The organism is Peribacillus sp. NJ4 (genome assembly GCF_030348345.1).
Classification (GTDB): Bacteria; Bacillota; Bacilli; order Bacillales; family DSM-1321; genus Peribacillus.
In genome coordinates this window covers 2,878,941-2,891,165 of record NZ_JAUCFQ010000001.1, presented here as the reverse complement: position 1 = coordinate 2,891,165, position 12,225 = coordinate 2,878,941, and the positions used below count along the sequence as shown (strand labels likewise).

Sequence of the window (12,225 nt, the reverse complement as noted above, 5' to 3'; positions counted from 1 at the left end):
AAATGATCATGAATTTCATCAAATTCATTTTATCTATAGCTATAAGGAAAAATATGGTACAATTAATTACAGAATTTTCATTATATAATAAAAATAAGGGGTTGCCATGATGATCACTTTTCCCAAACCTGATGTTGAGCAATTTTTACGAACTTTTTCCATTACTGATTTTGTAGTAAGTCCAAATGAAAAACATCTGGTCTTCAGTACGAATTTGAGTGGCAAGTATAATTTATGGGGAATGGATTTGCCGAACTGCTTTCCTTATCCACTTACATCCATTGATCAAAGCTGCCATGAGCTGTTATTTGATAAACAGAGCCGGTTTATAATTGCTGGTTTCGATCAAGATGGTAACGAAAATACCCAGTTTTACGGAGTTCCCTTGAAGGGCGGGCAAATGAAGGAAATCGTCCACCATGAAAATACACGTAATTTCATGCCAATTCTATCGAATGATGGCAAAAAACTCTATTATACGACATCAAGGGGAAATCCTTCCTTTCTAAATTCCTATTGTTTAGATTTAGAATCAGGACAGGAAACACACGTCCTGGAGGGGAAAGATGCAGCGACCTATATCCTTGGTTTTAGTCCCGATGAAAAAACCTTTCTTTATCACAAACACTATGCAAATACATATTCCCTTCTCTATGCAAAAAGCGGGAACGAGCATGTCCTGCTCACGCCGCCCACCGAGAAACAACACACAGTGAATGATGGTGTTTTTGTTTCAAATTCGATGATATATTTATTAACTGATTATGATTCGGATTTTACCTATTTGGCTTCATACAACCTTGAAACAAACCGATTCATTAAAATTAAAGAATTGGAGAATGAGAGTTTTACTGCGATGAAATATAGTAAAGAGAATCAACTATTATACGTAACCAGTCAAAAGGGTGTAGAGGATCAGTTATATGAGTTCAATCTGCAAAATGAAGATTGGAGAAATATCCCTGTACCATGCAGCGTCATTAATAAACTTGAGGTCGCTGCATCAGGCACGCTTTACTTATTTGGCATGAGCGCAACCAAGCCTCATAATATTTATAAAAAATCAGTTGATGAGTGGGTATCATTAACTAAATATACGGTTCCTGGCGTCGATTCTAATGAATTGGTCGAACCGGACATCATTACATACCCATCCTTTGATGGCTTGGAGATCGAATCGTTATTTTTTAGGCCAAACAAGGAAAATGATAATGGTGAAGTCATTTTTTGGCCTCATGGAGGACCTCAGGCAGCAGAAAGGAAATTCTTCAGAGCTTCATTTCAATTTTTCCTGAATCACGGTTACAGTATTTTTGCGCCAAACTTCCGGGGTTCTACTGGCTATGGGTTGGAATTCATGAAAATGGTAGAGGGAGATTGGGGAAATGGACCACGACTTGATAATGTAGCCGGCCTTGATTGGCTGATTGAACAAGGACATGCACAAAAAGGGAACATTCTATTGATGGGTGGAAGCTTCGGCGGGTATATGGCACTTCTGCTACACGGACGCCATGCGGATTATTTTAAGGCCGTTGTCGATATTTTCGGGCCATCCAATCTATTCTCATTTATCAATTCCGTTCCAGAAGACTGGAAGCCCGTTATGGATCAGTGGGTAGGAAATCCGGAAAAAGATAAGGAAAAACTAATCGAGTATTCGCCTATCACCTATTTGGAATCCATGATAAAACCAATGCTTGTCATTCAAGGAGCAAACGATCCCCGCGTCGTCAAAGAGGAATCAGATCAAATCGTTCAAGCATTGAAGGACAAAGGAAGAGATGTCGAGTATATGCTTCTAACAGATGAAGGACATGGTTTTTCCAAAAAAGAAAATGAAATTGCCGTCTATCGAAAAATACTCACATTCTTCAATCGATTCACAGCAGTAACGGAGAAGGTATAACCCGCATCAAAATATTTCATTTATTTACAATTGAATTGGAATCCCTGCCACTCACTTTCAAAGTGATGAGCAGGGTTTTTCATGTTGGAGAGCTGGATGTTCTTTTTTGGATGATTTACTTGCTCTGTATACTCTATAACCGAGGCTGTTTCCGTAAGACAAAATTAGGCGGTAATGTTCGTCCATGACTCGTTTCAAGGATTCATTCAAAGGCTGAATGGGGCTACTTGATGCTGAAGAATTCAATAATCCCTCTAAGACGGTACTCGATCTCAAGATTTTTAGATCTGTAAATCCGTTTTGTTGGAAGGCCTTTAACCATTCGGATTGCGTCAATACTTCTCTTAAATTATAAAAGTTCATGATTTCTTTTTTTGAGGCAGAATCAAGGCTGGTTTCTGCTGTCATATCAATAGATAACAAAGTTCCTTCTAGTTTAAGGACCCTATAAAATTCACGGAGTGATTTTTGTATATCAGTGAATGCAGTCGTAGATTCGGCTATGATAAAATCAAAAGAATTATTGTCAAAAGGCAGTTCTTCTATTGAAGACTTATATAGGTCAATGCTTAAGTTAGCTTGTTGGAATCTTTTTTTTGCATGTTTGACCATCTCAGGGTGATTATCAAGCGCGGATATTTGGCAAAGAAACGTTTTTGCCAAATAAGCTGAGGTTTGCCCTGTCCCGCATCCGGCATCAAGGATTATAGACGTATGATCGATTTTTTCATTTTTCAAGAGTTGCTTAGTCAGTTCAAATCCACCAGGGTGTGCCCCTTCAATTCCAAATATGGCTAGTGCGTCTTGGTATGATTGGTTCATGGCTTAATCTCCTTTGGTACATGTATAAAAGTATTTTATGCTTTGGTTTCAAAGAGTGTTTTACCATTGACAAGGAATATGGGAAAGACTTTTAAAGGATTGGTGGGTATTTAATCCATGCAGGCTAGTCCCCGAATGCATACGATGTAGAATCGACTAACAAGGGGAGTGCAAAATGGGATATCATAATTATTATCATAAATGCAGGCAAGGTGTTGGAAGACCGGTTGAAATTCGGACAAGTAGAGGAACCGTACATCGGGGAATCATACATCGGGTTACGTCGAACCGTGTATATATTCGTCCATTTGACGGTAGCGGAAACCTTGGGGGTTTTGGTTATGGAGGTTTTAATACAGGATATGGTTGGGGTGCTGCAAATGGATTTGCCTTTGGTGCAATTGCATCTTTAGTCTTTCTCGCATTTCTCTGGTAATCGAATGATAAAAATAAAAAAACCTGAAAAATTATCAGGTTTTTTATTTTGAACCCATCGGTTCCCTACTAATAAACTGGAAATGAATATGAATAGATGTACGACAAAGATACATGTAAAACGGGTCATCTTTTTGGATTTTAATCTTTGATGCGTCTCATTTTGGAATGAACCCAGTTCTATTTTTGTTACATCACAAATACATACAGCGGATCTCTCTGTTTTCCCTCCTGTTATCCGCAAGAAAAACTGTGAAGCCTTGAATGAAGTTGGTTTACTGAAGTTAAAAAGACCGGGCAAGACGGAATCCTAGGTCGTCTATGCAAAATGTCGGATGGCTGCGCCGACGACATGAAGCTCCACAACCCCTGGCATCCTCAGCCCAGCTACCTCCTCGAAAAATACGGTAGGTGCCGTACACTTGTTCATCATATAAATCCCAACACCATTCCCAAACATTCCCTAACATATCATGCAACCCCCAATGATTCGGTTCCTTTGTTCCTACTTCGTGGATTATGCCCCCTGAATTTTCGTTATACCAGGCAATCTTATTCAGCTCTCCGTATCTATAACCAGCAGTCCCGGCTTTACACGCGTGTTGCCACTCTGCTTCTGAAGGAAGTCGAAAACCGTTGGATTCCCAATCACAAACAATGTTTTCGCCATTTTTAGAATAACACTCTCCCAGTCCAGCTTTCTGTGAAAGTAGATTACAAAAAAAAATTGCATCATTCCAGGAAATATTGACAACAGGTTTTAGATCTCCTTCAAAAGAATTAGGTGATTTATTTGTAATAGCATAGTAGAAATCCGTAGTAACAGGATAACGGGCAAGAAGGAACGGTCTTATTTCTGCTTTCCATTTGCTTTTAATTCTATCGTCCCTTAATTCTATTTCTCCCCCAGGAATTTTCACCATTCGATAGTCAATGTAACTCATTATTTCCTTTGACAATCTACCTTCCTCCAAATGATCATAATTTTACAAATTTTACCACAATTAGAACCGTTAAATCAATACAAATATTATGTTTGTATTGGCAGATAACTTCCAGGGAGTTAAATAAGTACTAAAACCGTTTTTGAAGAAGGTATGCACACGTTTGATTCACTGAGGGTAGACAGGATTTTGTACTGCAATCAGGATTTCAATGTCTATGAACATTGATGCGGGTAAAGGATCAAGTTTAAGCTTCGTTACGTCCCCATCCAATTTATATTAATAAGTTTGTAGATTTAAGAATACAAATTATAAGTGAGCTTTCGATAACTTAATTTATGGGGGGGAGCGAATGAACGAGTTTTTGGAGAAAACAGCAAGATTCGAGCATCGTTTTTGGCTGCAAATCTTAGGGGAACATGCCAGGTTCATCCATGAGTCTTTAGCTCCGGTTGAAGTGGAAAACATTGATATTGCCTCAGAATTCATTCGAGTTTTTGATACTCTCCTTGGTAAAGCCAATTCGGAGGAGATTTCGCAACTTACTGCCATGGCAGAATCTGAGGCGTTAAGACTTCGTGAGTTTAAGCTATGCCTTTTAAAAGAGCATCTGGTAGGTAAAATTAAAATACATCTTTCACCTACATTCCTAAATCATATGGTGAACGAATTAGAAGAATATTTAAGATTATTGAAATACTTCAATTCAAATCAAATGCCGCCGGTTTTTCATGAACTCCATCATCATTTGATTTGGCTGTTAGATGCGGCAGGGCATGCAGGTGCAATATCATCCAATTTGGATGAAGTTGAAAAAAGATTAAAGGAGAAAAGTGACCAATATAAAAAACATTTTAATGATTTTTTTATATAAAAGCGGTTGAGATGGCTGGATATTTACGAACCAATTTGTCAACATTCCCAGCATTGGAAAAAATGAATGCGGACGTCACATTGGAGATTAAACTCTTTCAGCACTTTCTGCTTGAATTGGAGGAACTTGAGCTTAGTGCACAGGCTCTTGGAACGCTTTCCCCATTAATGGCAGATCATATGTGGCGTGAAGAATGTTATTATTTAACCAAACTCGCTGAATCGACAAAAACAGAAAAGCCAAACTGCGATCCGGCAAAACCGAGGCTCGTGGATTAATATAGTGCCTATGGAGCCCTTCTATTAGTCGGGCTCTCAGTTTGTCGACAAAATGGAGCGGATTTCTGAAAAAAACTTTGTCAACAGTCTGGGTTTTACCCATAGGACATGGTTTAAGACGTTTTGGTTGTTTCCATTTCGGGTGCTATAAATTTATAAGGAAGTTAATTCCTATCAATATGATATACTAAAATGACTAAAATTAATTATAGAAGTATAGGAGTGCTGAAAGATGTTTGGAAATACTTCCAATTTGACGGATGGCATTTATTTTGGAGAATCGCTGCCACAACAAATCGCTAAACACATTTTAAAAAAAATCATTGAAGGGGAAATAGAAGCTGGAGAGAAAATCGTCGAAGAAGACATTTCCAAAGAATTGAATACGAGCCGTGCACCAGTACGCGAAGCCCTTTATCTATTGCAGGTTGACGGGATTGTTGAGAGAATACCGAGGCGGGGAACGATCGTCAAGCCATTTTCACAAAAGGAAATCATTGAATATAATGATGTTACGATCGGGCTGATCCAGATGGGCATTGATTTTTCCCAAGGGAAGTGGCACGCAGAAAATAAGCAATCATTACGAAAGCATTTGGAAAGTGCAACGAATGAGTGTGAAAAAAGTAATGTAATCGAGTATCAAAAAAGGGCAACACAGATATTTCGATATATTTTTTCAATCGCTGAAAACAAAGCATTATCAAGATTTTTTGAAGAGGCCAGTCATATCCTCATGGTTTTTGCCCAAAGTCAATGGAGTATAGAAACAATGGAAAATTTCCATTTTAGTTTAAAAATGTCCATTGAGGCCATTCTCGAAGGCGATTTCATTAAAGCAAAAAGTGAAATTCATGAAGCCTTGAATCGTGGAGTGATGTAGAGTCTTTGACTCTAAAACTAAATTGTCGACAATCGACAAAGATAATGTTATGATGTAACCGTATTCAATAAAGAATATCATCACGAAGATCAAAGGGAGAAAGGGAGAATACTATGCAAACATTTGATTTTACAGAAAAAGTAGCAATTGTTACCGGTGGCGGCGGGGGTATCGGCCGGGCAGCGTCTATTACACTTTCAGAAAATGGAGCCAAGGTGGTTGTTGTAGACCTTTCCGAAGAGGCTGGCATGCTAACGGTAAATAAGATCAAAGAAAAAGGCGGCGAAGCGAAATTCGTTAAAGCCGATGTTACAAAGGAAGACGATATAAAAAATTATGTTCAAAAAACGATAGATTTCTATGGGAAAATCGATATTTTCCTGAATAATGCAGGGTGGGAAGGCAAAATAATGCCGCTTATCGACTATCCTGCTGAGGTTTTCGATCAATTAATGTCAATAAATGTACGCGGCGTTTTCTTGGGCTTGAAACATGTATTGCCCCATATGATTGAACAAAAAAGCGGGGCGGTCGTGAATACTGCTTCAGGAGCTGGTTTACTGGCAACGCCAAACATGGTGGCATATGGCGCAAGTAAACATGCGGTTCTTGGAATGACGAAAACAGCTGGTGTCGAAGTTGCTCCCCATGGTGTCCGGGTGAATGCCGTTTGCCCAGGTGTGGTCAATACCGCAATGATGCGTTCGATTGAAAGCGGATTTGGTCAAGGTGATTCCGCGGCAGCTGAAAAGGCTAGAAAACAGCTGGAAGCAACAACTCCTGATGGCCGTTATGCCGAACCGCAGGAAATTGCAAATCTAATGATGTACTTAGTATCCGATCTTGCCAGCCACATTACGGGTCAAGAACTTGTAATCGACGGCGGGGCCATTTTAATCTGATCAGCAAAAACTTTATTATAGGGGGACGAATAGATGAGTTTAAAAGGAAAGGTCATAATAATTACAGGAGCAGGCAGCGGAATTGGAAAGGAAACGGCATATAAATTAGCTGAACAGGGAGCTATTGTCGTAGCGGCTGATTACAATGATGTTGCAGCTAAGGAAACTGCGGAGATCATTCAACAAAAGGGAGGCACGGCATCTTTTGTGAAAGTGGATGTAGCTAAAGCGGAAGAAGTGGAAGCGATGGTCGAAGCTGCAATCGCCAATCATGGCACCATCAATGGCATTTTCAACAACGCTGGAATTGGACTAGTAAAACCATTTTTGGAGATGGATCCAGAGTCATACCACAGAGTCGTGGATGTTGACCAACACGGCGTTTATTATGGCATGTATTATGCAGCAAGGAAAATGGTGGAGCTTGGTGTAACAGGCGCCACGATCGTTAATACAGCCTCAATATATGGGACGATGGTTTCTATTGGCAGCTTTAATTACCATGCTGCAAAAGCTGCAGTCATCGCCATGACCAAATCTGGAGCAATTGAACTTGCGCAATATGGGATTCGTGTTGTCGGTGTGGCACCAGGTTTTATCGAAACACCGATCATTGGTGACGATCAAGAGTTCCTGGACAGTTTGGCACAACTCCATATGAGGAAAAAATTGATTCAGCCAGAAAAAGTTGCAGAAGTAGTAACCTTCTTGTTCTCTGAAAAAGCGGATGCCATTAATGGACAAGTCATTCCTGTTGATGATGGATTCTTAAGCTTTAAGGGGTAATCAGTATAATCAAATAGATTTTCGATAACTTAAAAAGGGAGTTTTGACATGAGCAATCGATTCGATGGCAAAGTTGTAATCATTACTGGGGCAGGATCAGGCTTAGGACAAGCGGCCGCATTGGAAATGGCTAAAGAAGGGGCTAAACTTTCATTAATTGATTTAAACGATGCATCTTTGGAAGTGACAAAAAAATTAATCTTAGAAATTGCACCAAAATCCGACGTGCTTCTGATTACGGCAGATGTATCGGATGAAGAAGCAGTAAAGAACTATGTAGACCAAACAGTCAGCAAATATGGTAGAGTCGATGGATTCTATAATAATGCGGGTATCGAAGGCAAACAGGCCCCAATGGCTGAATACGATAGCAAAGTTTTCAACAAAGTAACGGACATCAATATCAATGGTGTATTCTATGGTATGAAATACATTCTGCCAATCATGAAAGAACAAGGATCAGGGGCAGTGGTGAACGTGGCTTCCGTAGGTGGAATTCGTGCTGTGCTTAACCAAAGTGCGTACGTTGCAAGTAAACATGCTGTAGCAGGCTTAACAAAAACAGCTGCCATAGAATATGGTCAATATGGAATCAGCATAAATGCCATTGCACCAGGAGTAATCTTAACAGCGATGGTAGAAGGTTCATTCAGGCAAATAGGCGGAGAGAATTGGGAAGAAGCAATGGCGGATTTCGTCAGTGTGAATCCTAAGAAACGCTTCGGTAAACCTGAAGAAGTCGGCCGTTTAGTCGCGTTCCTCTTATCAGGGGAATCAGAGTTCATCAACGGGGTAGTCATTCCGATTGATGGCGGACAATCTTCACAATACTAATTAAGCAAAGGGAGTGACTGTATTAGGTCACTCCCTTTTTAATGGTATCCTTAATATTTAGTGACCAAACGTATTCAAATTTGGAAAAAACGAAGACTTGCTGGGTTTTCGTTTTTTTGCATATTCAAAAATCAGTTCATATGAAACAAAATACGACCCTTTAGAATAGATTCAATAAGCTCATAACGGATGAACTCATAAAAAAACGCCATATAAGGCGCTTAACATACATTAAAGATACCAATCTTTACTTTTCTTTATCGTGAAGCTTATCTTCATAATCTGTTTCCAACATACCATACAGACCATTCATTTCTTGTTCATCAGGATCTGCCCCAAACTCATTTCTATATTTTTTCTTTTTATCATCATGGATTTCTTCTTTTTCAATCTCCTTGTCCATACATACCACCTCCAACCAATATGGTGTCTCATTGTCCGAATAAATATACGTGAGTGAGCTTAGGTGCATTAGGTTTGACACTAAGGTCAGAAATGGAAGATTGATTACTAATTTCATTAAGCTCATTTTATTGAACTATTAATTGGTATTCTAAATAGTTATTACTCTTACTATTTGTTAAGATATAAATATATAACTTAGAGATAACGGAGAGAGAATGTGAAGAAGAAACGTAAGAAATCAAAGGATTTTTTTGTCATTTTTATCCTGATTTTTGTATTTTTGCTCATAAAGGAAATCATGCAAACCCCCTATTCCGAAAATGTTTCCACATCAGTAAATACGCTTGATTCTTTTGCGAACGTGAAAAAGTATAGTTCACTTCTACGTGACGAGTTGGCTAAGTACGGACTAGAGGAGCATACTTCGACGTTGATTGCTTTGATGCAGCAGGAAAGCCGAGGACGGGGCGGTGACCCAATGCAGGCATCCGAGTCAGCGGGGCTTGATCCAAATACAATCACAGATCCAACGGAAAGCATTAAGTATGGGGTAAAACATTTTAAGAGGATCAATGAATATGGCAATGAAAAGGGCGTGGATTTTGCCACGATCATTCAAGCATATAACATGGGAATTAGTTATATTGATTTCGTTGCGAATGAAGGGGGCAAGCATAATGAAGAGCTTGCGAAGAAGTTCTCCATGCTTCAGGTAGAAAAAAACCCCACGCTCTATGATTGCGGCGGAGACAAAGAGAATTTCCGATATCCATATTGCTACGGTGATTACTCATACAGTGCGAAGGTATCCAAGAACATTGAGGTTCTTTCCGACAGTCTATCAGCTCAAGCTGATGGTGAGTGAGTGAGAACAAAAAACCTACTTCAGTAAGTAGGCTTTTTGTTTATGGTAATGGTTTTCGAGTAGTGAAATTCAAAGAATTAAAACCAATGTCATCTCTTGTTCAACCATGGAAGAAGGTCATAATGTTTATAGAGTTTCACGGATTCTGAAATGGTTTGTGTTAGAAGACTATCGATGGAATTAAGTAAAGAGTTTAGGGCTTGTTTAACAGAACCGTTCTCAAATTGGTCTAATGGCACAGGTAACTCATCTTCGTCCAAAATAAAGTAATTCCCATTAGGAAGAACCAAAATATCAATGATCAAATCTTCAAAGGATACCAATCTATCCGTCATATATGTTTTTTTTACAATATTGAAATAGGAACCTAGATAATTCCCTTCATTATCCCTCCAAATGTAGAGATTATAAGGGCGATCCTTCCAATAATAAGCAATCGTATAACTGCCTATAGGAATGGTTAATTTTATAGAACCTGCTTTCATCGTGAACGAATTCATGATTTCATGAAAAAGCACGACATGTTGATTTTGTGCTTTTAACAGCATACAGTTATGTTCTACTACTATGGAGTCGTAGCGGGTTTTTCTTTCTAGTATTTCATCGCCACGTTGAAGTGCTAGTGTAAATATATTGTCCATTGTTTCTATTTCTCCCTTAAAAACTATGCCATTATACTTAAGAAGGTTTTACTTTTCTAATAGGGGTATCGCCACATACCCATCAAGCTAAGGCAAATCATTACCCCAAAAACAAAAAAACGCTATTCTTTCTGTAATATCATGGAAAGATTGGTGTTTTTTTATGTGTCGTGAGATTTCAGACGAACTTACTCTTTTCACAGGAACTGACAACGATCTTTGTCTCCACAAGCTCTCCAAGAGCTAGCCAAAAAGTAGGAGTACTTTCCTGACACAGTTATGTAGTTGTCAATCTTCAACGGGAGTCTTGATAAGTCCTGAAGGACTCAATCAACAATTTAATCTCTCGGCTGTCTGGTTCTTACGAACGTTTTAACTTCCTTTATTTTCATTTTACTTTCTTTTTCTCAATCCCTATACTGATTTAAAGGAAGGAGGAAATAGTTTGATTTTTTTATTCTTTATGTTGATATTTCTCGTTTATTTTATATATAGGGCGAATAAAAATACACATGAGGCAATCGTTAACACCGTAGCTCCCGTATCTGCAAATGTGACTACCCCCAACTGTTCTAATCTACGCGTTCTTCAATTATCAGATATGCATTTAGAAAACTTATCGATTTCTCCGGAAAAACTATATAATCAATTAAAGCAAGAGAATTTTGATTTAATTGCTTTAACGGGCGACTATTTAGATCGAACGAAAAGTATTCCTAAAATAATTCCTTATCTAGAAGTAATACAACAATTTAATCCAAAATATGGCATATATGCAGTCTTCGGAAATCATGATTATATATTACGAGAGGACAGTTTTGGACGTTTAAAGGAATTGTTTGAACAATATGATATCAAAACGATGCAAAATCAGAATGATACGATTATTGTAGAAGGAAACTTAATTTATATTATCGGAATTGATGATTACCATACAAAAAGAAGCAACTTAAGCTTAGCATATAATGGATTGATAGAAAACGGTTATCGACTTGTTTTAACTCATGATCCCAACCTTGTTCTACAAATGGAAAAGTTCCACTTTGATTATCTACTTGCTGGACATTTTCATGGCGGTCAAATTTGTTGGCCGAAACCGTACCACTTAAGAAAGTTCGGAAAACTTGTTCGTCTAAACTTAATTAAGGGGCTTATTCATTACCAAGGGAAAGTTTTCTATATCAATGAGGGACTTGGACAAACCTTGTTTAATATTCGTATAGGGAGCAGACCGGAAATTACTATTCATGAACTAACAATTAATAAATCTTTAACATGTACAGAGGAACATGGGTTTTCTATTTAGTTTGAATCTAAAAGTGCAAAAACAAGAAATTTTTCCTTAGTATTTTTTCGAAAGTTCCGTCACCTTCACCTCTTTGAGGTGAAGGTCTTATTATATTTTCCACTATTGCTCGAGATATGATATGAACATGTTGTCCCAAATTTGAAAAAGGTTATTATTTTAAGTTATATTGGTCAACTAAAGCCAAGGTTAAGTCTATTGGAAATTTTTTTCCGGTATGAAGCATCTACAAGTATACATATTAGAAATGCTCTACAAGCGTCTATCAAAAGAACGGGTTGGTCAAGTTTTCGAAAATCATCGTTAGTACTCATTTATTATCAGAAAGTTATGTAGATATT

12 protein-coding genes and 1 pseudogene are annotated in these 12,225 nt (G+C 38.3%); 9 read left to right on the top strand and 4 right to left on the bottom strand.

Translation table 11 applies throughout. The features are described 5' to 3' along the window. Positions 1-109: 109 nt before the first annotated feature. A complete protein-coding gene (locus QUF94_RS14375; protein WP_289316452.1) occupies positions 110-1,909 on the top strand; it encodes a S9 family peptidase in 1,800 nt (599 codons plus the stop codon). Between the two features lie 57 nt (positions 1,910-1,966). Here the strand turns inward: QUF94_RS14375 and QUF94_RS14370 are convergent, their stop codons facing one another. Continuing rightward, positions 1,967-2,731 (bottom strand): class I SAM-dependent methyltransferase, encoded by a 765-nt coding sequence (locus QUF94_RS14370; RefSeq protein ID WP_289316451.1) that lies wholly within the window; start codon positions 2,729-2,731, stop codon positions 1,967-1,969. 175 nt (positions 2,732-2,906) lie between these two features. Here QUF94_RS14370 and QUF94_RS14365 point away from each other — a divergent pair, with 175 nt between their 5' ends. Beyond that, a complete protein-coding gene (locus tag QUF94_RS14365; RefSeq protein WP_289316450.1) occupies positions 2,907-3,167 on the top strand; it encodes a hypothetical protein in 261 nt (86 codons plus the stop codon). Between the two features lie 283 nt (positions 3,168-3,450). Here the strand turns inward: QUF94_RS14365 and QUF94_RS14360 are convergent, their stop codons facing one another. Further along, positions 3,451-4,089, bottom strand: a complete 639-nt coding sequence (locus QUF94_RS14360) for a formylglycine-generating enzyme family protein (RefSeq protein ID WP_289318381.1) — start codon at positions 4,087-4,089, stop codon at positions 3,451-3,453. A gap of 373 nt (positions 4,090-4,462) precedes the next feature. Here QUF94_RS14360 and QUF94_RS14355 point away from each other — a divergent pair. The 5 genes and pseudogenes from QUF94_RS14355 to QUF94_RS14335 all read left to right on the top strand — a co-directional run bounded on the left by QUF94_RS14355 (position 4,463) and on the right by QUF94_RS14335 (position 8,667). Next, positions 4,463-5,262, top strand: a pseudogene (locus QUF94_RS14355) (DUF2935 domain-containing protein). A gap of 232 nt (positions 5,263-5,494) precedes the next feature. Beyond that, positions 5,495-6,145 carry a GntR family transcriptional regulator gene (locus QUF94_RS14350; protein WP_289316449.1) on the top strand — a complete coding sequence of 217 codons (651 nt, stop codon included), beginning with the start codon at positions 5,495-5,497 and terminating at the stop codon, positions 6,143-6,145. Positions 6,146-6,258: 113 nt separating this feature from the next. Continuing rightward, complete coding sequence (locus QUF94_RS14345; RefSeq protein ID WP_289316448.1) at positions 6,259-7,047, top strand: SDR family NAD(P)-dependent oxidoreductase; 789 nt, start codon at positions 6,259-6,261, stop codon at positions 7,045-7,047. 33 nt (positions 7,048-7,080) lie between these two features. Further along, a complete protein-coding gene (locus tag QUF94_RS14340) occupies positions 7,081-7,833 on the top strand; it encodes an SDR family NAD(P)-dependent oxidoreductase (protein ID WP_289316447.1) in 753 nt (250 codons plus the stop codon). A 48-nt stretch (positions 7,834-7,881) separates the two neighbouring features. After that, positions 7,882-8,667 carry a glucose 1-dehydrogenase gene (locus tag QUF94_RS14335; RefSeq protein ID WP_289316446.1) on the top strand — a complete coding sequence of 262 codons (786 nt, stop codon included), beginning with the start codon at positions 7,882-7,884 and terminating at the stop codon, positions 8,665-8,667. A 247-nt stretch (positions 8,668-8,914) separates the two neighbouring features. Here the strand turns inward: QUF94_RS14335 and QUF94_RS14330 are convergent, their stop codons facing one another. Then, the gene (locus QUF94_RS14330) at positions 8,915-9,070 is read right to left on the bottom strand and encodes a DUF4021 domain-containing protein (protein WP_289316445.1); all 156 of its coding nucleotides are present in this window, start codon (positions 9,068-9,070) and stop codon (positions 8,915-8,917) included. 219 nt (positions 9,071-9,289) lie between these two features. Here QUF94_RS14330 and QUF94_RS14325 point away from each other — a divergent pair, with 219 nt between their 5' ends. Beyond that, positions 9,290-9,937, top strand: coding sequence for a lysozyme family protein (locus QUF94_RS14325; RefSeq protein ID WP_289316444.1), 648 nt, complete (start codon positions 9,290-9,292; stop codon positions 9,935-9,937). A gap of 89 nt (positions 9,938-10,026) precedes the next feature. On the opposite strand, the gene QUF94_RS14320 is transcribed toward QUF94_RS14325, so the two are convergent. Continuing rightward, positions 10,027-10,578: a ribonuclease FAU-1 family protein gene (locus QUF94_RS14320; RefSeq protein WP_289316443.1), complete on the bottom strand. Its 552-nt coding sequence runs from the start codon at positions 10,576-10,578 to the stop codon at positions 10,027-10,029. Positions 10,579-11,023: 445 nt separating this feature from the next. On the opposite strand from QUF94_RS14320, the gene QUF94_RS14315 reads away from it, so the two are divergent. Next, positions 11,024-11,884 (top strand): metallophosphoesterase, encoded by an 861-nt coding sequence (locus QUF94_RS14315; RefSeq protein WP_483313657.1) that lies wholly within the window; start codon positions 11,024-11,026, stop codon positions 11,882-11,884. Positions 11,885-12,225: the final 341 nt, after the last annotated feature.